This is a genomic window from Pseudomonas sp. Marseille-Q5299, from assembly GCF_943737035.1.
Classification (GTDB): domain Bacteria; phylum Pseudomonadota; class Gammaproteobacteria; order Pseudomonadales; family Pseudomonadaceae; genus Aquipseudomonas; species Aquipseudomonas putida_E.
The window spans coordinates 124759-145837 of sequence record NZ_CALSFR010000009.1 but is presented as its reverse complement, the minus strand read 5'-3'; the positions used below and the strand labels follow the sequence as shown (position 1 = coordinate 145837).

General features: G+C 62.4%; 25 protein-coding genes. 11 read left to right on the top strand and 14 right to left on the bottom strand.

Features of this window, described 5'->3' with window-relative positions:
* Positions 1-44: 44 nt before the first annotated feature.
* Positions 45-344: a con-10 family general stress protein gene (locus NGJ21_RS23245; protein WP_376778920.1), complete on the bottom strand. Its 300-nt coding sequence runs from the start codon at positions 342-344 to the stop codon at positions 45-47.
* Positions 345-427: 83 nt separating this feature from the next.
* Positions 428-979, bottom strand: coding sequence for an ATP-dependent Clp protease proteolytic subunit (locus NGJ21_RS23240; RefSeq protein ID WP_046786213.1), 552 nt, complete (start codon positions 977-979; stop codon positions 428-430).
* A 208-nt stretch (positions 980-1187) separates the two neighbouring features.
* Here NGJ21_RS23240 and NGJ21_RS23235 point away from each other — a divergent pair, with 208 nt between their 5' ends.
* The 5 genes from NGJ21_RS23235 to NGJ21_RS23215 are packed head-to-tail and all read left to right on the top strand — an operon-like array spanning position 1188 to position 5503.
* On the top strand, positions 1188-2105 hold the full coding sequence (locus NGJ21_RS23235; RefSeq protein ID WP_251962736.1) for a DUF72 domain-containing protein: 918 nt from the start codon (positions 1188-1190) through the stop codon (positions 2103-2105).
* Positions 2102-2887 carry an endonuclease/exonuclease/phosphatase family protein gene (locus NGJ21_RS23230; protein ID WP_251962735.1) on the top strand — a complete coding sequence of 262 codons (786 nt, stop codon included), beginning with the start codon at positions 2102-2104 and terminating at the stop codon, positions 2885-2887. Before NGJ21_RS23235 ends, NGJ21_RS23230 begins: the two co-directional genes overlap by 4 nt.
* Positions 2884-4086 (top strand): cardiolipin synthase ClsB, encoded by a 1203-nt coding sequence (clsB, locus tag NGJ21_RS23225; protein ID WP_115274793.1) that lies wholly within the window; start codon positions 2884-2886, stop codon positions 4084-4086. The genes NGJ21_RS23230 and clsB overlap by 4 nt, the downstream gene beginning before the upstream one ends.
* Positions 4086-5045, top strand: coding sequence for a lysylphosphatidylglycerol synthase domain-containing protein (locus NGJ21_RS23220; RefSeq protein WP_046786209.1), 960 nt, complete (start codon positions 4086-4088; stop codon positions 5043-5045). Before clsB ends, NGJ21_RS23220 begins: the two co-directional genes overlap by 1 nt.
* Before the next feature lie 47 nt (positions 5046-5092).
* Positions 5093-5503 carry a hypothetical protein gene (locus tag NGJ21_RS23215; RefSeq protein ID WP_472979970.1) on the top strand — a complete coding sequence of 137 codons (411 nt, stop codon included), beginning with the start codon at positions 5093-5095 and terminating at the stop codon, positions 5501-5503.
* A gap of 83 nt (positions 5504-5586) precedes the next feature.
* On the opposite strand, the gene NGJ21_RS23210 is transcribed toward NGJ21_RS23215, so the two are convergent.
* Both NGJ21_RS23210 and NGJ21_RS23205 read right to left on the bottom strand, forming a co-directional pair.
* On the bottom strand, positions 5587-5817 hold the full coding sequence (locus NGJ21_RS23210) for a metallothionein (RefSeq protein WP_046786207.1): 231 nt from the start codon (positions 5815-5817) through the stop codon (positions 5587-5589).
* Positions 5818-5819: 2 nt separating this feature from the next.
* Positions 5820-6272 (bottom strand): phosphotransferase system, HPr-related protein, encoded by a 453-nt coding sequence (locus tag NGJ21_RS23205; protein ID WP_115274791.1) that lies wholly within the window; start codon positions 6270-6272, stop codon positions 5820-5822.
* A 154-nt stretch (positions 6273-6426) separates the two neighbouring features.
* On the opposite strand from NGJ21_RS23205, the gene ligD reads away from it, so the two are divergent.
* Genes ligD through NGJ21_RS23180 form a run of 5 tightly spaced genes read left to right on the top strand, consistent with a single transcriptional unit; the run spans position 6427 to position 11986 of the window.
* Entirely contained in the window at positions 6427-8922 is a 2496-nt protein-coding gene (gene ligD / locus NGJ21_RS23200) for a DNA ligase D (protein ID WP_251962785.1), read from the top strand.
* Complete coding sequence (locus tag NGJ21_RS23195; RefSeq protein ID WP_174141194.1) at positions 8919-9962, top strand: acyl-CoA dehydrogenase family protein; 1044 nt, start codon at positions 8919-8921, stop codon at positions 9960-9962. The genes ligD and NGJ21_RS23195 overlap by 4 nt, the downstream gene beginning before the upstream one ends.
* Positions 9959-10714 (top strand): PIG-L deacetylase family protein, encoded by a 756-nt coding sequence (locus tag NGJ21_RS23190; RefSeq protein WP_251962734.1) that lies wholly within the window; start codon positions 9959-9961, stop codon positions 10712-10714. Before NGJ21_RS23195 ends, NGJ21_RS23190 begins: the two co-directional genes overlap by 4 nt.
* Before the next feature lie 10 nt (positions 10715-10724).
* Positions 10725-11324, top strand: a complete 600-nt coding sequence (locus NGJ21_RS23185) for a class I SAM-dependent methyltransferase (RefSeq protein ID WP_125924140.1) — start codon at positions 10725-10727, stop codon at positions 11322-11324.
* On the top strand, positions 11321-11986 hold the full coding sequence (locus NGJ21_RS23180; RefSeq protein ID WP_119689044.1) for a glycosyltransferase family 2 protein: 666 nt from the start codon (positions 11321-11323) through the stop codon (positions 11984-11986). Before NGJ21_RS23185 ends, NGJ21_RS23180 begins: the two co-directional genes overlap by 4 nt.
* Before the next feature lie 100 nt (positions 11987-12086).
* On the opposite strand, the gene ku is transcribed toward NGJ21_RS23180, so the two are convergent.
* The 10 genes from ku to NGJ21_RS23130 form a co-directional block, all read right to left on the bottom strand.
* The gene (gene ku / locus NGJ21_RS23175; RefSeq protein WP_046786202.1) at positions 12087-12935 is read right to left on the bottom strand and encodes a non-homologous end joining protein Ku; all 849 of its coding nucleotides are present in this window, start codon (positions 12933-12935) and stop codon (positions 12087-12089) included.
* A gap of 10 nt (positions 12936-12945) precedes the next feature.
* Positions 12946-13083: a PSPA7_2676 family Cys-rich small protein gene (locus NGJ21_RS23170; protein WP_168216574.1), complete on the bottom strand. Its 138-nt coding sequence runs from the start codon at positions 13081-13083 to the stop codon at positions 12946-12948.
* Positions 13084-13205: 122 nt separating this feature from the next.
* Complete coding sequence (locus NGJ21_RS23165) at positions 13206-13796, bottom strand: 5'-methylthioadenosine/S-adenosylhomocysteine nucleosidase family protein (protein ID WP_251962733.1); 591 nt, start codon at positions 13794-13796, stop codon at positions 13206-13208.
* 99 nt (positions 13797-13895) lie between these two features.
* Positions 13896-14849: a methyltransferase gene (locus tag NGJ21_RS23160; RefSeq protein ID WP_119687033.1), complete on the bottom strand. Its 954-nt coding sequence runs from the start codon at positions 14847-14849 to the stop codon at positions 13896-13898.
* Positions 14849-16183, bottom strand: a complete 1335-nt coding sequence (locus NGJ21_RS23155; protein ID WP_414157209.1) for an iron-containing redox enzyme family protein — start codon at positions 16181-16183, stop codon at positions 14849-14851. The genes NGJ21_RS23160 and NGJ21_RS23155 overlap by 1 nt, the downstream gene beginning before the upstream one ends.
* 18 nt (positions 16184-16201) lie before the next feature.
* On the bottom strand, positions 16202-16399 hold the full coding sequence (locus NGJ21_RS23150; protein ID WP_115274784.1) for a hypothetical protein: 198 nt from the start codon (positions 16397-16399) through the stop codon (positions 16202-16204).
* A gap of 65 nt (positions 16400-16464) precedes the next feature.
* Complete coding sequence (locus NGJ21_RS23145; protein ID WP_251962732.1) at positions 16465-16683, bottom strand: con-10 family general stress protein; 219 nt, start codon at positions 16681-16683, stop codon at positions 16465-16467.
* A 110-nt stretch (positions 16684-16793) separates the two neighbouring features.
* Positions 16794-18113 carry an NTP/NDP exchange transporter gene (locus tag NGJ21_RS23140; RefSeq protein ID WP_251962731.1) on the bottom strand — a complete coding sequence of 440 codons (1320 nt, stop codon included), beginning with the start codon at positions 18111-18113 and terminating at the stop codon, positions 16794-16796.
* Positions 18114-18117: 4 nt separating this feature from the next.
* Positions 18118-19026 carry an aldo/keto reductase gene (locus tag NGJ21_RS23135; RefSeq protein ID WP_251962730.1) on the bottom strand — a complete coding sequence of 303 codons (909 nt, stop codon included), beginning with the start codon at positions 19024-19026 and terminating at the stop codon, positions 18118-18120.
* Between the two features lie 89 nt (positions 19027-19115).
* On the bottom strand, positions 19116-19997 hold the full coding sequence (locus tag NGJ21_RS23130) for a Dyp-type peroxidase (protein WP_251962729.1): 882 nt from the start codon (positions 19995-19997) through the stop codon (positions 19116-19118).
* Between the two features lie 192 nt (positions 19998-20189).
* Between NGJ21_RS23130 and NGJ21_RS23125 the strand changes: the two genes are divergently transcribed.
* Positions 20190-21077, top strand: coding sequence for a bile acid:sodium symporter family protein (locus NGJ21_RS23125; protein WP_046786194.1), 888 nt, complete (start codon positions 20190-20192; stop codon positions 21075-21077).
* The last annotated feature ends 2 nt before the right edge of the window (positions 21078-21079 follow it).

The window sequence follows — 21079 nt, the reverse complement described above, 5'->3', positions numbered from 1 at the left end:
GAGGACATCGGACGAGGCCGACAGGCCTCGGCTAACGCGACTGTTCAATTCGGCTGGCGGCCTCCACCATGGCTGTTCTGCCCGCCCTTGCGGCCAGCTTGCGAGGCGCGCTCTCTATCATTGGCAAAGTTGCCGCCCGACGCCTGCCCGCCCTTCTGGCCTGCACGGGAGGCCCGTTCACGGTCATTGGCAAAATTGCCGGGGTTGGTTTCCTTGGTGCCGCCACGTTGTCCAGTCCGCTCTTGATCACGAGCCATGTCGTTTCTCCTTGCGATGGAATGGTTGGACGCATGAATCTTTGCCATGCCCTTTTTCCGAACCGCCGATGCGCAGGATTGCTCAATTCAATCGCGGGCAGGCGACCGGTGGCACGAAACACCGCCCGGAGAAATGTTTGCGCGCTCCCTTCTTGCCGGTGCTGCGAGCCTTACGCATGCACACTCCACTGTGTCACTTGCGCCTCGATCGGCATTTCATCGATGGCATGGATCAGGCCGCTCTTCAGTGCCTCCTGAGGATCCAGTATTCGCGGATAAGCCATCAGGTAGCGTTGAACGTCCAGTGCTTCGGCGCTGCCAGCGGTTCTTTCAGTGACGATCTGGGCATACAGCCGCAAATCATAATCCAGGCTCATCGCATACTCGGCCATGCGCGCATGGTCCACTGCGCCATGCAGGGTCCAGTGAAACGGGTGAAACAGGAACTTGCTCATGGCGCAGGCGGTACGGTGCTCGCCCGCCAGAAACAGGATGTTGCCCATCGATTCGACGGTGCCGAGGTTGTGCGTGTGCACAGGTACAGGCAAGGCACGCAGGAAGTTGTACAAGGTAAACCCATAGCTGCATTCGCCGCCCATCGTGGCGATGTTCAACTGAAGCACATCGCCCCCCTGCTGCATCACCTTGGAGCAGGTACTGATCAGGTTGCCGCAGGTGGATGAGTTGATCGGGCCGGTGAAGTGAATGATGTGTCGGGCCATGTTTGCCTCCAGGTTAGCGGGTCATTCCCGTGTGCCGAACAAGCCTCCCATTGCGCCATCGCAACGTATTCGTCAGGTCTGCTTTTCGGTGGAAACGTGCGCGGGTGCAAAGTTCCCAGGACACAGCCAGCCACCACTGGTCAACCATCCTGAACCGTTTGTGGTCGCTGCGGGTCGCTAGTGAAGGGACAGCAATGAGGACCACAGTGTGAGCGAGATCCGCATCGGCATATCCGGATGGCGCTATGGCCCCTGGCGCAAGGACTTCTACCCCAAGGGCCTGCGGCAGGACGATGAATTGGCATTTGCCTCGCGCGCCGTCAACAGCATAGAAATAAACGGGTCGTTCTACAGCCTGCAGACACCGGAACGCTATGAGCGCTGGCGGGACGATACGCCGGAAGACTTCGTCTTTTCAGTCAAAGGGCCCCGCTATATCACGCATGGCCGGCGCCTCAATGACATCGAAGAGCCGCTGGCGAATTTCTTTGCATCGGGCCTTTTGTTGCTGGGGGACAAGCTGGGGCCGATTCTGTGGCAGTTCCCGCCGAACATGAAATTCGATGAGGATCGTTTCGAGCGGTTCCTCGCGCTATTACCTCACGACCGCGAGGCGGCGCACGCCTGTGCCCGCAACTGCGCTGAGCGTTTACGGGGTAATGGCGGCACTGCCATCGAAGGCAATGCACGTATGCGCCACGCAGTAGAGATTCGTAATGAGAGCTTTTTGTGCGAGGCGTTCGTGCGCATGCTGCGCAAGTACCGGGTGGCGCTAGTAGTCGCCGACAGCGCGGGAAAGTGGCCCTCTGTCGAGGATGTGACCGCTGATTTCGTCTACCTGCGTCTGCACGGGGATGTCGAGCTTTACAGCAGCGGGTATACCGCCCGCGCCTTGCGCCGCTGGAAGCAGCGGATCGAATGCTGGAGTCGCGGCGACCAGCCGGACGATGCCCACCTGATAGTCGATCAGCCGCCACCCCGGCGTGCGTCACGGGATGTGTATTGCTATTTCGACAACGACCAGAAGGTACATGCACCTTACGACGCACGCCGTCTTCTGGACAAACTGGATCTGAACAGCCACTTGGTGACAGAACCGGGTGTGACACCGCAGGTGCAATTGTGAACAAGACACTGCAAACACCCGCCAGCATCATCGACCAGGCCACCACGGTACATCGTCTCAATGTATTGACGATCAACGTGCACAAAGGCTTCACCGCGCTGAACCGGCGTTTCATCCTGCCCGAATTGCGCGAGGCGGTTCGAGCCACTGATGCCGATCTTGTGTTCCTGCAGGAGGTGCACGGCAGCCATGAGCACCATGCCGTGCGCCATCCCGCGTGGCCCGAAACCCCGCAGTATGAATTTCTCGCCGACAGCATGTGGCCGCAGTTCGCCTACGGCCGTAATGCCATTTACCCGCATGGCGATCATGGCAACGCGCTGCTGTCGAAATTCCCCATTGCCGAGCACCGCAACCTCGATGTATCGATCCATGGCAACGAACAGCGCGGCTTGCTGCACTGCCGTCTGGAGGTGCCGGGCCACGAATCGGTTCATGCAGTCTGCGTGCATCTGGGGTTGCGTGAAGCCCATCGGCAGCGCCAGGTAAGCCTGCTGTTCGACTTGCTCGACAGCTTGCCCGCCGATGCACCGGTGATTGTCGCCGGGGACTTCAACGACTGGCGCTTGAAGGCCGACGCTGTGCTCTCGCAACGCCTGGTAGAAGCGTTCGGTGAGCACTTTGGTAGCCCGGCCCGCAGTTTCCCCGCGCGCCTGCCGCTGCTGCGGCTGGACCGTATCTACTTGCGCAATGCCAAACCGGGCAAGGCGCAAGTGTTGTCCCATTATCCCTGGTCGCATTTGTCTGACCATGCCCCATTGGCTGCGGAGATCAACCTGTGAACAAACCTTGGGTGGATGGCAACAGTGTCGAGCTGTTGATCAATGGCGAAGGCTTTTACCCCCGCGTGTTCGAGGCCATGGCTCAGGCGCGCGAAGAAATCCTGCTTGAAACGTTCATCATCTTCGACGACAAGGTCGGCCAGCAGCTGCAACGGGTGCTGATCGATGCGGCGCGCCGCGGCGTGCGGGTGGAACTGGCGGTGGATGGTTACGGCACAGCCGATCTGCCGGATGCCTTCATTTCGGCGATGACCGAAGCGGGTGTGCGGTTTCACGCCTTCGACCCGCAACCACGGGTAGCCGGCATGCGGACCAACCTGTTCCGCCGCCTGCACCGCAAGATCGTGGTGGTGGATGGCGAACGGGCATTCGTTGGCGGGATCAACTACAGCGCCGATCACCTGGGCGATTATGGCCCGATGGCCAAGCAGGACTACGCGGTGGAGGTTCGTGGCCCGGTGGTCGCGCAGGTGCACGCTTCCAGCCGACGGCTGATGGCCCCGGTCCTCGAACCGCCCAGTCAGGTACAGCCGCTCACCCAGCCCGCAGGCCAAGTAAGCGCCGTGCTGGTCGAGCGGGACAACACGCGCCACCGTAGCGATATCGAGGCCTGTTACCTGCAGGCCGTGCGTGCTGCCCGTCAGCGCATCGTAGTTGCCAATGCTTATTTCTTCCCCGGTTACCGCCTGTTGCGCGAGTTACGCAATGCAGCGCGCCGTGGTGTGCAGGTAACCCTGATCCTGCAGGGCCAGCCGGACATGCGCTGGGTACGTGCGCTGTCCAGACTGTTGTACAACTACCTGTTGCGCGACGGCGTGCATATTCACGAATACTGCCAGCGCCCTCTGCACGGCAAAGTGGCGTTGGTGGACGATGAATGGTCGACAGTGGGCTCCAGCAACCTCGACCCGCTGAGCCTGTCGTTCAACCTTGAGGCCAACCTGCTGATACGTGATCGGGCGTTCAACCAGCACCTGTACCAACACTTGGCCTCGCTCGCCAGTGACCAATGCAAGGCGGTGACGCTGGAGCGGATGATCCGCGGCTACTGGTGGCGGGCGCCGCTGATTTTCATCGGCTTTCACCTGACCCGCTACTTTCCGCGCATTGCCGGCTGGTTCCCGGCGCACCGCCAACGCCTGAAATCTGTCCAGCCTGAAGCGCAGGCCCAGGGCGACCTTCACGAGGGCAATACCTGATGAAGCACAAAGCCTGGCATACCTGGGGCAAGCGCCTGCTGACCCTGCTGTTCATCGTGCTGATACCGGCGCTGCTGTACATGCTGGCGCGCAACCTTGACTGGAATGAGGTACGCCAGTCACTGGTCGCCTACAAGCCAAGCACCCTGATCATCGGCTTGGGCCTGGCGCTGTGCAGCTACCTGACATTCGCCGGCTACGACCTGCTGGCCCGGGCCTATACCGGCCACCACCTGCCAGCGCGGCAAGTGCTGCCGGTGGCCTTCGTCTGCTATGCCTTCAACCTGAATTTCACCACCTGGGTCGGCGGCGTTGCCTTGCGTTACCGGTTATACGGACGGCTGGGCCTGGACACGGGGACCATCACCAAGATCCTGACCCTGGGGCTGCTGACCAACTGGATGGGCTACATGCTGCTTGCCGGTACGGTGTTCGCCCTGCGCCTGGTCAAGTTGCCGGAAAACTGGGCAGTGGGCGTAACCGGGCTGCAGATGATCGGTTTTCTGCTGCTGGGTGTGGCACTGGCCTATCTGCTGGCCTGCGGTTTTGCCAAGCGTCGTACATGGCGGGTGCGCGAGCATGAAATCACCCTGCCCTCGCTGCGCCTGGCGCTGTGCCAGGTGGCGCTGGGGGCCAGCAACTGGGCATTGATGGCAGCACTGATTTACTGGCTGCTGCCCGGAGACCTGTTCTACCCCTCTATTCTCGGCATCTTGCTGATCAGTTGCGTGGCTGGAGTCGTCGCCCACATTCCCGCCGGGCTGGGTGTGCTCGAAGCCGTGTTTCTTGCGCTGCTGCACGGCCAACTGGGCCAGGGCAGCCTGGTGGCGGCGCTGCTGGGCTACCGCACCCTTTACTACCTGATCCCGTTGCTGCTGGCGGTGATTACCTACCTGATACTGGAAAAACGCGCCCGCGCTATGCGCCAACGCGGTGAAGCGACATTACGCAAGACCTGAACACGGGCCCAAGGCCCGGGAGGTGGCACATGCGTTTATCTCTGCTGATGGTGGTGCTGGGCAGCCTGGCCAGCACGCAGGTACTGGCCGACGCGTGCGAGGTGATGACCCGCTCCGCCAGTGAAGCGGTCAAGCCAGTTGAAGGACGGACCTGTTACAGCTACAGCAACATGCCGGCTGAAGCGATCAATTGGTCGTGCAGCAATGAGAGCAAGGAGATGCTCAGCACCGAGAAGCACAAGGTCCCGCGCTGCGCCGATGGCAGTGTGGGCAGCTGCATCGCGCCGTTGACCCAAGAGACCCTTGCCAACCCGAAATCGACAGGGCGCGACGAGCCCTCCACACGCCCGACGCTGCCCAAGGACGCTCAGGTAATCACGTATTACTACGACACTCCCAGCCTCGGCCAGGCCCGTACCGACTGCGAGCGCAATAACGGGATCTGGCAGACGCATTGAGGCCCAGGCCTGCCGCGCCCCGGGAGCCGGCATTGCCAGCTCCCGGGGCGCGTGCTGCAGCAGATATCAAGCTGTTCAAAGGGTCAGGGGGAAATCGGGTCGCTGGCCGGGAAGGTTTCATCCAGGGCATTGTCGACCTTGTTTTCATCGGGCTGAGCCGCTTCACCGCACTTGCAATCAGTCATGCGGCACGGCTCACCATTGCGGTGCCCTGATGCACAAGCCTCACAGCAATAGGCTTTGTCATTCTGCATGCGGGCATTCTCGTCCACCGTGCAAGAACAGTTCGCACACGCACATCGTCGCTCATTCATGGTCATTTCCTCGGCTCGTTATCAACCACTTCATCAGTCCAGGGTTCACCGTCCAGCGGAGCGGACCGTGCCAGCTCAGCTTCGTCCAGGCCAATGCCACCACCGATCTCCTGCTCATCGACCTCACGCAGGCTCTCGTCCGCTGGGCCGTCGTCATCGCCCGGTTCGTAAGGGTCGCGCGCGCCAGTTTCATCCAGCAGGGTGCCGGGGCTCAGGTCATCGTCGGTGACGTTGTCTTCCTGCACGCTGTCCGTCAGTGTCTCACCGCCGGTCATGCCGCCTTCTGCGACGCGCCGCGCAGGGAACTCCTTCGCTACTTCAGCCGCCGGGCGTTCATCCCCTATGCGCCCCTCGGGGCGGTCGTTGAAGTCCAGCTCGTGCACGCTGCCCATGCGGTCCTCGGTGTCATCGATTTCGCTGGGGGTATAGGGCTGGCGATCATCGGGTCGGCTCATTTGGGCTCTCCATCAGGGGTGTGTCCGGTCGACTGTGAGTGGGCCTGGAAAATTCAGAGTTTTTTTACCCCCAGCATGCAATCGATTTTTTTGAACTACCGCCCGGCCTGCTGCCTCCCAAATGAGAGACCGAGCCCCCCGGGAGCCTTAGATGATGGCCAAGCCCCTGCAGGAATATGAGCGCAAGCGCGACTTCAATGCCACACCCGAGCCCAGTGGCAAGCGCAGCCGTGCCAAACGTAGCCATGCCCTGCAGTTCTGCATTCAGAAGCACGACGCCAGCCACCTGCATTACGACTTCCGTCTGGAACTGAACGGTACGCTGAAAAGCTGGGCCATCCCCAAAGGGCCCTCCCTGGACCCCAAGGTGCGACGCCTGGCGGTGCACGTAGAGGATCACCCGCTCGACTACGCCGATTTCGAAGGCAGTATCCCGCAGGGTCACTATGGCGCCGGCGATGTGATCGTCTGGGACCGTGGCATCTGGGAGCCAGAGGGTGACGCAAACCAGGCCTATGCCAAGGGCAAGCTGCGCTTTCGCTTGCAAGGAGAGAAGCTGAGCGGCGTGTGGAACCTGTTCCGCACCCGCATGGCAGGCAAGAAAGAGCAGTGGATGCTGGTCAAGTCCCACGATGCTCAGGCACGCAGCGAGGCCGACTACAGCATCGTTGAAGCGCAGCCTGACAGCGTGATCAGCGATCGCACGCTGGTGCCGCGAAGCAGTGCCAGCGCCAAACCTGTGCAGCCGCCCAAGCGCAAGCGGGCCGGCGCGGGTAAGAAAGCGGCCTTGCCCGGACAACTGCAGCCGCAGCTTGCGACCCTGGTCGATTCACCCCCCGCTGGCGACTGGCGCTATGAAGTCAAGTTCGACGGTTATCGCGTGCTCGCTCGTATTGAAGGCGACGACGTGCGGCTGTTCACCCGCAACGGCCATGACTGGAGTCACAAAATGCCAAGGCAAGTGGCTGCGCTTCGCGCTTTAGGCCTGGACAGCGCCTGGCTTGATGGCGAGATGGTCGTCAACGGCGAGAACGGGGTGGCCGACTTCCAGGCGTTACAGAATGCCTTCGACACCGCCCACGACGAGCGGATCGTCTATTACCTGTTTGACCTTCTTTTCCTGGGTGGCCAGGACCTGCGCGAGCGGCCCCTGGAAGACCGGCGCAAAGCATTGGGTGAACTGCTTGAGCATGACCAGTCCGAGGTTCTGGAGTTTTCTGCCGACTTCGAGCAACCGGTGGAGTCGCTGCTCGACAGCGCCTGCCGCCTGCAGCTCGAAGGGTTGATCGGCAAGCGCGCCGGTAGTCCCTATACGGGCCGGCGCAGCGCGGACTGGATCAAGCTCAAGTGCAAACAGCGCCAGGAGTTCGTCATCGTCGGGTTCACCGACCCCAAGGGAAGCCGAAGCGGCTTCGGTGCGCTGCTGCTCGCCCTGCATGACCCGGACAGCGGTGAGCTCCGTTATGCCGGCAAGGTCGGGACCGGCTTCAGCGCCACCACGCTCGACAGCATCCACGCGCGCCTCAAACCCCTGGAAATCGGCAAACCCGCCCTGCCCCGGCCTCCCACCGGGGCTGAAGCCCGAGGAGTTCATTGGCTCAAGCCGAAACTGATGGCAGAAGTTGCGTATGCGCAAATGACCCGGGACGGCGTGGTTCGCCATTCGGTCTTCCATGGGCTGCGCGACGATAAACCTGCCAGCGCCATCGACCTGGAGCGTGCCATGCCTGCCAAGACCGTGCCCAAAGCCAAGCGTGCCAAAGCGACAGAAGGCCTGGGCGACCTGCGCCTGACGCATCCGGAGCGCATCATCGACGCCAGCATTGGCGCCACCAAGCGCCAGATTGCCGAATACTACGCAGGCGTCAGTCAGTGGATCCTGCCGCAACTCAAGGACCGCCCGGTGGCGCTGGTACGGGCGCCGGAGGGCCTCGATGGCGAGCTGTTCTTCCAGAAGAACGCCGGCCAGTTGCATATCGCCAATGTGCTCAGTTACGACAAGGCCGAAGCCGGTCAGGCGGCGATGGTCATCAATCGCCCTGACACGTTGCTCGGTGCCGTGCAGATGAACATGCTCGAGCTGCACACCTGGAATGCCACCGACAAGGACTTCGACAAGCCCGACCGTTTTGTGCTCGACCTTGACCCGGACCCGGCACTGCCCTGGAAGGCCATGCTCGAAGCCACTCAGCTCGCCCTCACGCTGCTCGACGAACTGGGCCTCAAAGTGTTCCTCAAAACCAGCGGCGGCAAAGGCATGCACCTGGTGGTGCCATTGACCCGCCGTGCGGGGTGGGACGAGGTGAAAGACTTCAGCCATGCCGTAGTCAATTACCTGGCCAAGCTGTTCCCCGACCGGCTCAGCGCGGTGTCCGGGCCAAAGAACCGGGTTGGGCGGATCTTCATCGATTACCTGCGCAACGGTAAAGGTGCGACCACTGCCTGCGCTTACTCCCTGCGTGCCCGGGAAGGCCTGCCGGTGTCGGTGCCGGTCTGGCGCGAAGAACTCGGCCAGCTCAAGGGCGCCAACCAGTGGCACATCGGCAACCTGCACGAACGCCTGGCCGAGGTCGATGACCCGTGGGCGGACATGGGCAAAACCCGACAGTCGATCACAGCGCGCATGCGCAAACAGATGGGGGTGACATGAGTATCATTCAGGATTTTGACCTGAACACCCTCGACAGCCTGCTGCGTACGTTCAGCGAGCGCGCGCAGCCTTTGAGCTTGGACACCAAGCTTTCGCAACTGATGCAGGCGCTGTTGGCGGACCATCTCGACCTGCTCCCGCTGCCGGGCCAAGGGCATACCTTGCAGCGTTGGCAGACCTTGGCGCGCATTGCCGGCTGCGACCTGGCACTGGCCAAAGTGTACGAAGGCCATACCGACGCGCTGGCGATTCTGGCTGAATGCGGCGCTGCTCACCTGGTGGGGGATGCTGTATGGGGCGTGTGGGCCGCAGAGCCCCCTGAAGCGCGGGCGCGGATCATTGCCCGTGACGGCGATAAGTTGCGCCTTGCCGGTAGCAAGGCCTGGTGCTCAGGTGCCTTGCAGATCGACCGTGCGCTGATCACCGCCTGGGCTGAAGATGACCAGCCGCAACTGGTGGCGATCGAACTGGCCCACCCCACCCAGGGGTTGCAGGTCGATCACTGGCAAGCAGTGGGTATGGCCACGACCGCCAGCATTGAAATCACCTTTGAGGGTTCGCCTGGGATCGCCGTAGGCCAGCCAGGGCAGTACCTTTCACGCCCCGGTTTCTGGCACGGCGGTGCGGGGATCGCTGCCTGCTGGTACGGCGCCGCAGAGGCGCTGGCCGATTATTTGCGTGAACGTTGCCGCAAACCACGCCCCGATCCGCACGCCCAGGCGCACCTGGGGGCAGTGGATGCGGCGTTGTACGGTGCCCGTGCAGCACTGCGTGAATGTGCTGCGTGGATAGATCGCCAGCCCAGCGCCGACGCCAGCTTCGAGGTACGCCGCGTGCGTGCCCAGGTAGAGCACGCTGTAGAGCAGGTGATCCACCATGTGGGGCGTGCGTTGGGTGCAACGCCGTTCTGCCGCAGCAGCCATTTTGCACGGCTAAGCGCCGACCTCCCGGTCTTTCTGCGCCAGAGCCATGCCGAACGCGACCTGGCCGCACTCGGCCAACAGCTGGCCCAGGTGCCGGCAGGAGCCTGGCAACTATGAGCGAGAACCTGATCGAGGCCAGTGAAGGCAGGCCATGGGCTGCGTGGCAGCAGTCCGCACACTTGGCGCGGGCGACTTGGATCACCCCGGACCAATTGCTACCCGCAGGTCGACGCCTGGTACTGCTGGCGCCGCACCCCGATGACGAGATTCTTATGGCCGGTGGACTGTTGGCAGGGCTGCACGGCCGCGAGCAGGACGTGCTGCTGATCTCCGCCACCGACGGTGAAGGGAGCCACCCTGATTCCGCGACCTGGACCGAACACCGCCTGCGCCGCCAACGGCCACTTGAAAGCCGGCACGCCCTGCAACAGCTGGACCTGGACCTCAACCGGCTGGACTGGCGGCGCCTGCACCTCAAAGACGGTGCGCTGCCACGAGACGAAGCGTTTCTGGTTAATCACCTTAACCAACTGCTCGAGCCGGATGACGTGCTGATGACGACCTGGCGCGGCGACGGCCACTGCGACCACGAAGCGCTTGGCCGGGCGGCAGCGCAAGCCGCCCTGGCGCGCCAGGTGCAATTGGTGGAAGTGCCCGTGTGGGCCTGGCATTGGGCTCAGCCTGACGACCCGCGCCTGCCTTGGTCGCGGGCGCATCGCATTGCGCTGGATGAAGCACGGGTTGCGCGCAAGCGTCAGGCCTTGGCGGCGTATCACAGCCAGCTGGAGCCCGACCAGGGGCGTGCGCCGGTACTGCCCGCCGACCTGCTCGATTGCCTGCTGCAACCCTTCGAACTGGTGTTCCTGTAAAGGAGTTGTCATGAGCCCCGATGCGCAATATTTCGCCGACCTGTATGCCAACAATGACGACCCCTGGGCGTTTCGCACCCGTTGGTACGAGCGCCGCAAGCGCGACCTGCTGATGGCCAGCCTGCCACGCCAGTGCTACCAGCGGGTGTTCGAACCCGCCTGCGCCAATGGCGAGCTGAGCGCCGCGTTGGCGGAGCGCTGTGCCGAGTTGCTGTGCCATGACCTTGACCCTAAGGCAGTGGCACTGGCTCGCCAGCGCCTGGCGGGGTTGCCCAATGCTACCGTCGTCGCTGGGCGCTTGCCGGCGGACTGGCCTGGTGGCAGCTTCGACCTGATCGTGCTCAGTGAAGTGGGTTACTACCTGAACGCTACCGACTGGTTGCAGGTGATCGAGCAGTCGGTAGCGAGCCTGACCTATGACGGCGGGCTGTTGGCCTGCCACTGGCGCCACCCGATTGCTGGGTGCCCACAGGATGGACGTGAAGTGCATCAGTTGTTGGCCAAGCACGTGCCGTTATACCCGGTGTTTCGCCATGAAGAGGCGGATTTCCTGTTGGAATACTGGTCATGCCAGCCCAGCGTGGTCGACCTGGACGAGACATGCCCATGATTGCTGTCGTCATTCCCGCCCATAACGAAGCGCGTCGCCTGGGCCGCTGCCTCAAGGCCATGGCAGCGGCGGTGGCCTTGGCCAGGCAGGCAGGCCATCAGGTCGAGGTATTGGTGGTGCTGGACCGTTGTCGTGATGCCAGTGCCGCTGTGGCCAAGCGTTTCGGTGTGCGCACGCTGGCGGTGGAGGCTGGCAGTGTCGGCATGGCCCGCCGCCTAGGCGCGGCGCTGATGCTGGACCGTGGCGCCCGCTGGCTGGCCTGTACCGATGCCGATAGCCAGGTGCCCTCGCACTGGCTGCTCTGGCAACTGGCCTGCAGTGCAGAGGTGGTCTGTGGCACGGTGCATATCGAGCACTGGCAGCCCTGGCAACGCGCTGCGCTACGCAAGCTGTACCGCAGCGGTTATCAGACATGTGAGGGCCATCGGCATATTCATGGTGCCAACCTGGGTGTCTGTGCCCGCGCTTATGAGCGTGTGGGGGGCTTTCAACCGCTGGCGGCGCATGAGGACGTGCAACTGGTGCGTGACCTGGAGGCTAGCGGCGCACAGATCGTATGGACAGCCAAACACAGTGTGGCAACCAGCAGTCGACGCGACAGCCGGGCTCGGGAAGGGTTTGGGGATTTTCTGGCGGGTCTGCAGGTTCGTCTGGACGGGTGATGGCATGGTGTATCAGTGTTATCGAGATCGAGTACCGCGCCGGCGGCGCTCGATCTCAACGACGCCACAATATTCTAGGCAAGCGCCCCGCCCCCTACAGTCATGAAGCCTTACGCGTACGCTTGCCAGGCTTCTTCTCGGCAGGCGCTTTCTTCGCAGCCTTGCCGCCCAGGCTGCGCTTGAGCAGTTCGGTGAGGTCGATGATATCGGCGCTTTTTTCGGCTTCGCCCCCTTCGCCCTTGTCCACCACGCTGATCTTGCCTTTGCTGGCCTTTTCTTCCACCAGGTCCATGATGGTCTGGCGGAACGCATCATGGTACTCATCCGGAGCCCACGAGCCGCTCATGTCTTCGACCAGCCGCTTGGCCATGTCCAGTTCGCGCTTGTCGAGCTTGGTGTCGGTCACGCTCTTGTCCAGCTCCAGCGTCTCCAGCCCGCGCACCTCTTCCGGCCAGCGCAAGGTGATCATCACCAACGCGTCGTCCAGCGGCCGCAACAATGCCAGGTGCTGGCGTGTATGCAGCACCACCGTGGCCAACGCCACCTTGCCAGTGCTCTCCAGTGTTTCACGCAGCAACGCATAAACTTTGCCGCCGCGACGATCCGGGCTCAGGTAATACGGTGTATCGAAGTGCTGCAAGGGGATCTCGCTGGCAGCGACGAACGAGAAGATATCGATGGTCTGGGTCGCTTCGGGCCGGGCCTTGCGGATCTCTTCCTCGCTGATCACCACATAACGACCTTTCTCATGCTCCACACCTTTGACGATGTTGTCCTTGTCGATTTCCTTGCCGGTCACCTTGTTGATCCGTTTATAACCCACCGGCTCCATGCTGCGTTTGTCCAGCCAGTCGAAATCCACACGCTCGGTGCGCACTGCCGTGTTGAGCGAGACCGGGATATGCACCAGGCCGAAACTGATCGCGCCTTTCCAGATTGCCCTGGCCATGGCGTGCCTCCTATGGTTGCAGGGAATGGCCCGGCTGGCAGTAGCGCAAGGCGCCACAGCGTTCGCAAAGCTGGCATTGCAGCCCGGGCACTTCGGTTTGGGTCATGGCGCGCCAGTGGCAGCCACGCAGCAGACAGACAAAGGTCATCAGCCACCTCCTTGGCCCGGAAATATCGGGCGCTTACCTGAAATGACTGCACGGCGCGCTGAAGGTTTAGCCCAAATGCCCTACGGCTGTCGAAACTACAGTGGCTTGATCGTCATGGCTGATCAGGGTTCGATGGCGAAAAGCACGCGCTTGAACGCCTCGGCGGCCAGATGTACCTGCACAGACCAGTCCTGGGCCGCATCGCTGCCGGCATCATCGGAAATGTATTTCAGGCAAACGAACGGAATACCTTCATTACGGGCGATCAGCGCCAGAACGTACGCTTCCATGTCGACGATGTCGTATGGAGCATCGCCGTGGCTGACCTCAAAGCTGTCGCCGCTGCCGCAGATGCCCAGCGGCAGCCCATCTATCGGCTGGCCATGCTCGAGCAACACCGGAATATCCGACAGCGGCGTCTCATAGCGGGCGAAGCCCAGCGCAGTGACATCCATGTCGCGTTGCACGAAGCGCGTGCAGCACACCACCTCACCCTTGCCGTATCGCTGGCTGCCTGCCGAACCGAGGTTAACGATCAGTTTGGGGCGCTGGCGCTGAACCGCCTTGGTCAGGGCGATGGCAGCATTGACTTTGCCGATGCCGGTGAAAACCGTATTGAGATCAGCGAACACAGTACCGGCTTCAGCCTCGAGGGCGAATACGAACAGGGTATCGGCCAGCGTAATGTCGGGGAATTGCTGGGTCAGCATCATGGCGCAGGGCGTTCCAAATGGCTTGCAAAGGGCGCTGCCATTGTCGGTGAACGCTAACTGATTGCAAGCCCCACCGTGGTGGCAAGTTGCAATAGCGCGTCATGCACTGCGGTTGACAGTCAGCGCCACTGCGGCAATACGCTCGACTTGTTCATAACCTGGCTGCAGCAATTGTTCACCGAATACGTCCGGGTCGACCTCGCGGTACACCCAGGCCCATTCAGGCCCCGCCAGGCGCAGGCGAATGGCCTCGAGCAATGGATCACGACCTTCGACAATCGCCACGCCGGTGTACAGCAGCAGTGACCCGCCTGGGCTCAGACGCTCGCGCGCCTGTTCGATGATGCGCAACGACAGATCGGCGCCCAAAGTATCGCCACCGTGGCGATACGTGCGCTGGCCATGATCGAGCATGTAGGGTGGGTTGGCCACGATGAGGTCGAAATTGCCACTGACCCCGGCAAGCAAGTCACTGTGCGCAATGGACACATTGCTCACCCCCGCCAGCGCAGCATTGATCGCGGTATAGCGCAGTGCCAGAGGGTTGATGTCCACGGCGCTGACCTGGGCATGTTGCGCCGCGCGGGCGATCAGCAAGGCACCGACGCCGCTGCCGCAACCAATGTCCACAGCGTGTTCGACCCGTACCGGGCTGCGTTGTAGATGGTCATGGATGACCTGGGCAAAGCGATAGCTGTCGGGGCCGAAGAACACCGCATCAGCAGCCTCGGTCGGGTAGGCGGAATGCACCAGCAGCAAATCGTCGAGGCTGGACCAGCGTACCTGGCTGCGCAGCAGTGCGCCGTCCTCGTACAGCACCTGCGCGGTGCTGAGCTGGTCCAGTTCGTCGGCGCTGATCAATGACGCCGGGAACGGGCGGCTCCAGCCGAATACGTCGCGCAGGTTGCCGGCCCGCTCTGCACCCTGGCGGGCGTTGTTGCGTGCATGGGTGGCGGGCGTCACGCAGGTGAACTGGTAACCGTCAGCACGCAGGCGCCGGCCAAGTTGCAGCAAGGCTTCATCGGCCTGGGTTCGTTGCGGGTTGAGTATCATCAGTGCGGCCCCTCCTCGCCAAGACCTGTGGCATGCAGGTACGCCCGAGTGGCGGACAAACCCTGCGGCAAGGCGTGCTGATTGCCCGCCATGCGCTCGATCAACGTTTCGATATCAGCGCTTTCATGGCTTTCTTCAATACGTGGTTGCTGGTGCAGGGCAGCTTCCCAACTGCCTGGCGGCAAGCGACGCACTGCGCCCTGCCAGTCGCCGGCGATCCAGTCGTGCCACAGCTGCTTCTCGTAGGCATTGAAGACGCCGAACATGGGGGCGCCAGGCCCATCGATCAGCGACCACCAGCGGCTGTCGGCCGGATTCTGCCCGCGCTTGATCCAGCCCTGGGCCACAAGCGCCTGCAAAAATGCCGGTAGCGCAGCGGGTTCGGACAGCCATTGGTTGACCGTGCGCTGCTGCAATCGGCAGCGGTCAGCGTGCATGAACTGCCCGAACACGCGCTTGCGCTCCAGGGCAGCCAGCAATTGGGCCTCAAGGTCGAAGCCGCCGATTAGCGTGGGCGTGTCAATGCCAAGATCATTGAGGCGGTAGCCATGCCTGACCCGACGGTAGAACACCTCGGCGTCCTGCGCCGGGCACAGTTGCTGCACCGCCTGGATGGCCTTGCTGGCATGGCCGCTGGCAGCATTGTCGATCGTCACGTGAAGCTGGAAATAATGACCGTCGATGCCGAGCTCGGCCAGCTCGTGGGTGGTGATCAGCAGGTGTAACGGTGGCTGCTCGTAACCCAGGTTGTAACCAATGACCTCAGGCAGAAACCACTCCGCGCAGCTGCCCAGCGCCAGTTGTACTGCCCCTTGCAGGTAGCGCTCATCATCCAGAGGCATGCAATCCAAACAACCCAGCCTGCCCAGCAACCTCTGGTAGATAAGCACGTGGTTGCAATGCGGATCGCCGTCACCCAGCTCCTCAAGGTAGGTCCGGATCAGGCCGTGGTAGCGAGGGTCTTGCCAGCGGCGCAGGGCACCGTGAAGCCAGGCACCATCAACGACCTTGGTCGGCGCCACCTGTTGCAGGAACCACAAGGCGTGGGCGCGGTTGGCAAAATAACGGCGAGGCGCGCCTTGACGGCGCTGGGCCAGATAGGCGGCGTGCTCGGCGGCAACCTGTGCGGCGTGTCGTGCACTCCAGTCCTGTAGTTGATCAGGCGTGTCCGGCAGGTCATCGGTCATGGCGTTCGCCTTCGCGAACTGCTCGGCGAGCCACTGGCGCGCAGTGGTGTAGTCGCCGGACAACATCGCGTGGTAGCGGCTGCTCAATGGCCGATGCACAGTCGGCGCCGGCGTCCTGGATGGGTTGTTGCGCATCAGAACCGTCATGCCTCGCTCCTCTCTTGACTATTGGCTCTGGCCTTCCCGTGGCATGGGCTCAGGGTCAGGTGCAGGCTGTGGCGCAGGCTTTTCGTCGGGTTGCTGCATTTGCAGCGAAGGTTTGCTCTGGTCTGCATCCTTGGCCGGATGCTCGGCGTCACGATCGAAACAACCGCCGAGCAGCGTCAGGCTGCTCAACAGAACGATGATGGCTGTAGTGCGCATGGGACGTCCTCTTTACCCGCTTAGTAATCGCGGTGCCGAAGGACCCGGCACCGCGTTCTCGTCAGTTACGAGCGGCCGCTTTTCTGGCCCGACTCGCGGTCCTTGTGCATATCGGCATCCTTGCGGCCCGACTCACGGTCTTGAGCCATGCCGCCGCCAGAGGACTGCCCGCCCTTGCGGCCAGCTTCGGAAGCTTTTTGCCGGTCGTTGGCGAAGTTGCCGGGGTTCTTGGTGCCACCCTGGCCGCCCTGGCTGCCGGTGCGGCTGTTATCTTTGTTAGCCATGGTCTGAAACCTCATATGACTGCTGGATGCACGGCAAGCGCCGTACATAGGTTCGGAGTTCGGTGATATCGAGGGATTCGTTTTATCGCCAGGCGTTCGGACCGGCGGCGTTAAATAACCGGAGGCGATGTATTTTGTGCGCTAGCCGATTGCGTGACGCGGCTATCCAGCAGCCGCTGCCGGCGCCCCAGCCAACCACCCGTCAGGGCCCAGCCCAGAGCGATCGCGGCCCCTAGCAACATCGCCAGTTGCGGATGGTCACCCAGCACATCCAGGGCTCTTTTGACCCACCCGCTCAAGGCGTCGCCGCCACGGTAAACCACGGTATCGATGAAGTTCTTGGCTTTGTATTTGTCTTCGGCGGGCAATACGGTGAACAACATTTCCCGACCCGGCCGCACCAAGGCATATTCGCCTGCGCGGCGCACTACCATCACCACCACGAACACCGCAAATACCGGGGCCAGGGCCAGCCAGACGAAGCCGGCTGCCATCACCAGCGGCACTGCCACCAGCAACACCCCTACCCCCATGCGTTTGGCCAGCCGACCGGTGATGAACACCTGGGTGAGGATGGCCAGGGCCTGAACGACCGTATCGATCAGGCCAAATACCTGAGTCTGACGAGTACGGTCGGTGAACGTTTCGCTGACGATGCGCGCCTGCTCGAAATACAGAAAGGTACTGACACTGGCCAACAGCACCACGAACAGGGCAATACCCAAAAGGTACGGCGAACGCATTACAGCGGTTGCGCCCGCGAACGGGTTACCCCCCAATGGCCGCGACGCTGGCTGCTCGCTCAGCGCAGGCATTGGGTGGCAATCACGCCAGCGCTGCAGGTACGCGGCAGCGGCAATGCTGCCCAGTAAAAACATGGCGGCCAGCGAAACCAGCCCGGCGTGCCCCAGCGGGGCGACCAACAGCGTACCCAGTAACGGCCCGCTCAAGCCGCCCAGGCTGGCCCCGGCTGCCAACAGCCCGAACAGGCGCTTGCCTTGCTCGGTGGAGAACAGGTCGGTCAGGACGCTCCAGGCCAGTGAGATGGTCAGCAGGTTGAACACCGACAACCAGATGTAAAACGCCCGCGCATTCCACAAGTCGTCTGGTTTGCTGGCAAACAGCAGTGCAAACAGCAGCAGGTTGCTGGCAAAAAAACCATAGGTCCAAGGCAGGATATGCCGCCGGCGCACCTTGGAGGCCAGCCAGCCGAACAGCGGCAGGCAGGTCAGCGTAGCGATGAAGGTGCCGGTGAACAGCCATTGCAGGTTGTCCACGCCCCCTGCCACGCCCATGGTCTCGCGCACCGGGCGCAGCATGAAGTAACCGGTGAACAGCAGGTAGAACAACGCCAGGCCGCCGGCCACAGCCGGCCCCTCGCCGGGCTGGATGTTCAACCCTTGGTCCAGCCCCTTGCGCCAGCTGGCCATGGTGTCAGGCGAACTGCTCGATCAGCGCTTTCTGCTGCGCCTGGGTGAACAAAGGCTCGTGGCCGGCCTTCAGCTGATCGAGTTGGCGGTCAGGACGGCCGGTTGCCGGGATGACCGTTGTAACAGCCGGATGGCTGAAGGCGAACTTGAGGAACACCTGGGCCCAACTGCTGACTCCCGCTTCTGCGGCCCAGGCAGGCAGTGGCTGGTCCTTGACCTTGGCGAACAGACGGCCGTCATCGAATGCGCGGTTGATCAGCACCGCCACGCCCTTGTCCTGGCACAACGGCAACAACTCACTTGCCGCTTGCGGCGCGTTGACCGAATAGTTGATCTGGATGAAGTCCAGCGGTTCGCTGCGCACCAGCCGGGCGACTTCGTCATGACCGCTGTTCAGGTAATGGGTAATGCCTATGTAGCGGGTCTTGCCCTGCTGCTTGAGTTCGCGGGCATAGGGCAACTGTGTCTTCCAGTCTCGCAGGTTGTGGATCTGCAGCAGGTCGACCTTGTCAGTGCGCAGGCTTTTCAGGGTACCCGCCCATTGTGCCTCGGCGTCGGCCCGGCTGTCGGCCGCGATTTTGGTGGCGATGAAGCACTGCTGGTGCCAGCCCCCCTCCTCCAGCAACTGGCCAAGAATACGGTCTGCCCCGCCATAGTTGGGCGAGGTGTCGATGACTTTGCCGCCGCCCTCGAAAAACGCCTTCAGTACGGCCTTCAGCTGCTGGTAATCGGCCGAGCCGGCCTCGACTTCGAAACTGCCGGAGGTACCTGCGCCAATGACCGGCAAGGCCTCGCCTGTGGACGGCACCTTGCGGGTCAGCAAGCCAGTGCTGGGCGCAGCCCGCAACCAAGGGCTGCAGGCCAACAGCCCCAAAGCCGCGCTGGCGCGTAGGACATCGCGACGTGCATACATGGCAAAGCTCCCGTCATAAGTCGGAAACTTTCAAGGCTAGTCGCCCTACCCCCCGCTTGCAGGTGATTCTGTTTCTGGATGTTTAGTGTTCAGGCCTTCAGCAGAAGGCTCAGGTCCAGGCCGACGTCGGTCATCGGTGGGCACCAGTAGTAACCACCCGTCAGCGGCCGGCTGAAGCGGTACAGGCCATCGATAATGCCGTCTTCCAGCCCGCTCATACGCCGCAGTTGCACTTCGAAGGCATCGAAGCTTCGGCCCAAAGCGACAAACGCCAGGCCTGCGCCACGGTGGTCGGCCCAGGACACGGAGCGACGCACCATGAATGCCTCAGGTGCGAAGCTTTCCTGGGCAGTGCGCTTGACGTGGGCTGAGGCTGGCGCATCGTCGAGCTCTTCGTTATCGCTCAGGCGGCGGCCCATGATGTTGTCCTGGTCTGCCTGGGGCAGCGACTTGAAGTACCCCAGGTCATGCTTCCACAACTGGAAAGCGGCAAAACTGGAGCCTGCCAGGCCCGGCTGCTCGCCCGCGACAATGGCCGCGTCGACGGCATCCTGATCAACCGGGTTTTCAGTACCGTCCTCGTAACCAGTCAGGTCATGGCCGCCACGGTGCAGGAAGCCGTCGATGCTGTCGGTCAGGCGCAGTGCCGGTGCCAAGGCCTGCTCCAACGCCTGGGCCTGCAGCAGCAGGTCACCACGCTCGTTGCCACGCAGCCACAGCCACAAGGCATGCTGGGTGCTCGGGTTTTCCACCGCTGCATCCAACTGAGGGAATGCGCACAGGCCAGGCACTTCACGGCCCAAGGCCTTTGCCAGAGGCGCGCCTACCCCCACGATCACGCGCTGGCCATCCACATGGGGCAGCAGCGCATCCAGGGCTGCTGGCAGTGCCTCGGGCGATTGTAGCGTGAAGAACAGGTGGCGGGCTTGGGCCGGCACCGGGGTGGCAAGCAGACCTTGCTGGAACGGCATGACAGGCGAATCCTCGGTAAAAGCGCGAATGCTACTGCGCGCAGCGGCCCGTCGCAACGCGCGATGCAGTCACTTTGCCAGCTGGCATCGTGACGCTGCCGTAACAAAAGGTTACCAAGTGGTGGCTCATTGCAATTAGCGATCGTTCAGGCCGAGCCTAGACTGGCTTGATCCCTTGCCCGAGTAGCCGCCATGACCGCCTCGCCCTTGCTTACCGCCTTCCTGCCTTTGGCCCTGGGCATCATCATGCTTGGCCTGGGTTTGTCGCTCACATTGGCCGACTTCGCTCGCGTGGTGAAGTACCCAAAGCCGGTGGTCATCGGCCTGGCCTGCCAGATTCTTCTACTGCCGCTGGTGTGTTTCCTGATCGCCAACGGTCTTGGGCTGGAAGCGGCCCTGGCGGTCGGCCTGATGCTGCTGGCCGCGTCCCCGGGCGGCACCACCGCCAACCTGTTCAGCCACCTGGCCCATGGTGACGTGGCCTTGAATATTACCCTCACCGCGGTCAACTCCCTGATCGCCATCCTGACCATGCCGTTGCTGGTCAACCTGTCGCTGATGTGGTTCATGGCGTCAGACCAGGCCATCCCGCTGCAATTTGCCAAGGTCATGCAGGTGTTCGCCATCGTCCTGCTGCCGGTTGCCCTGGGCATGATGATCCGCCGCTGGGCGCCAGGCTTTGCCTCACGCATGGAAAAGCCCATGAAACTGGTGGCGGCGCTGTTTCTGGCATTCACCATTGTGCTGGCCCTGGCCAAGGATTGGCAGACCGTGGTTGCGTACGCCCCGGTGGTTGGCCTGGCTGCATTGCTGTTCAACGTGATCAGCCTGGCCGTCGGCTACTGGGTGCCGCGCCTGTTGAGCATTCCCAAGCGCCAGGCCATTGCCATCGGCATGGAGATCGGTATCCACAATGGCACACTGGCGATCGCCGTCGCCTTGAGCCCATCGCTGCTGAACAACGCCACCATGGCGGTGCCAGCGGCGCTCTATAGTCTGATCATGTTTTTCACGGCGGCGGGGTTTGGCTGGTGGGTCAGCCGTGGCCATGGCACAGTGCAGGGCGAAACTGTGAATTGACG

What these genes read in the sequence shown, in the direction of transcription:
- NGJ21_RS23240 (WP_046786213.1), bottom strand. Translation starts at nt 979, where the DNA reads ATGGCCCGACACATCATTCACTTCACCGGCCCGATCAACTCATCCACC.
- NGJ21_RS23220 (WP_046786209.1), top strand. Translation starts at nt 4,086, where the DNA reads ATGAAGCACAAAGCCTGGCATACCTGGGGCAAGCGCCTGCTGACCCTG.
- NGJ21_RS23215 (WP_472979970.1), top strand. Translation starts at nt 5,093, where the DNA reads ATGGTGGTGCTGGGCAGCCTGGCCAGCACGCAGGTACTGGCCGACGCG.
- NGJ21_RS23210 (WP_046786207.1), bottom strand. Translation starts at nt 5,817, where the DNA reads ATGAATGAGCGACGATGTGCGTGTGCGAACTGTTCTTGCACGGTGGAC.
- NGJ21_RS23205 (WP_115274791.1), bottom strand. Translation starts at nt 6,272, where the DNA reads ATGAGCCGACCCGATGATCGCCAGCCCTATACCCCCAGCGAAATCGAT.
- ligD (WP_251962785.1), top strand. Translation starts at nt 6,427, where the DNA reads ATGGCCAAGCCCCTGCAGGAATATGAGCGCAAGCGCGACTTCAATGCC.
- NGJ21_RS23195 (WP_174141194.1), top strand. Translation starts at nt 8,919, where the DNA reads ATGAGTATCATTCAGGATTTTGACCTGAACACCCTCGACAGCCTGCTG.
- NGJ21_RS23190 (WP_251962734.1), top strand. Translation starts at nt 9,959, where the DNA reads ATGAGCGAGAACCTGATCGAGGCCAGTGAAGGCAGGCCATGGGCTGCG.
- NGJ21_RS23185 (WP_125924140.1), top strand. Translation starts at nt 10,725, where the DNA reads ATGAGCCCCGATGCGCAATATTTCGCCGACCTGTATGCCAACAATGAC.
- NGJ21_RS23180 (WP_119689044.1), top strand. Translation starts at nt 11,321, where the DNA reads ATGATTGCTGTCGTCATTCCCGCCCATAACGAAGCGCGTCGCCTGGGC.
- ku (WP_046786202.1), bottom strand. Translation starts at nt 12,935, where the DNA reads ATGGCCAGGGCAATCTGGAAAGGCGCGATCAGTTTCGGCCTGGTGCAT.
- NGJ21_RS23170 (WP_168216574.1), bottom strand. Translation starts at nt 13,083, where the DNA reads ATGACCTTTGTCTGTCTGCTGCGTGGCTGCCACTGGCGCGCCATGACC.
- NGJ21_RS23165 (WP_251962733.1), bottom strand. Translation starts at nt 13,796, where the DNA reads ATGATGCTGACCCAGCAATTCCCCGACATTACGCTGGCCGATACCCTG.
- NGJ21_RS23160 (WP_119687033.1), bottom strand. Translation starts at nt 14,849, where the DNA reads ATGATACTCAACCCGCAACGAACCCAGGCCGATGAAGCCTTGCTGCAA.
- NGJ21_RS23155 (WP_414157209.1), bottom strand. Translation starts at nt 16,183, where the DNA reads ATGACGGTTCTGATGCGCAACAACCCATCCAGGACGCCGGCGCCGACT.
- NGJ21_RS23150 (WP_115274784.1), bottom strand. Translation starts at nt 16,399, where the DNA reads ATGCGCACTACAGCCATCATCGTTCTGTTGAGCAGCCTGACGCTGCTC.
- NGJ21_RS23145 (WP_251962732.1), bottom strand. Translation starts at nt 16,683, where the DNA reads ATGGCTAACAAAGATAACAGCCGCACCGGCAGCCAGGGCGGCCAGGGT.
- NGJ21_RS23140 (WP_251962731.1), bottom strand. Translation starts at nt 18,113, where the DNA reads ATGGCCAGCTGGCGCAAGGGGCTGGACCAAGGGTTGAACATCCAGCCC.
- NGJ21_RS23135 (WP_251962730.1), bottom strand. Translation starts at nt 19,026, where the DNA reads ATGTATGCACGTCGCGATGTCCTACGCGCCAGCGCGGCTTTGGGGCTG.
- NGJ21_RS23130 (WP_251962729.1), bottom strand. Translation starts at nt 19,997, where the DNA reads ATGCCGTTCCAGCAAGGTCTGCTTGCCACCCCGGTGCCGGCCCAAGCC.
- NGJ21_RS23125 (WP_046786194.1), top strand. Translation starts at nt 20,190, where the DNA reads ATGACCGCCTCGCCCTTGCTTACCGCCTTCCTGCCTTTGGCCCTGGGC.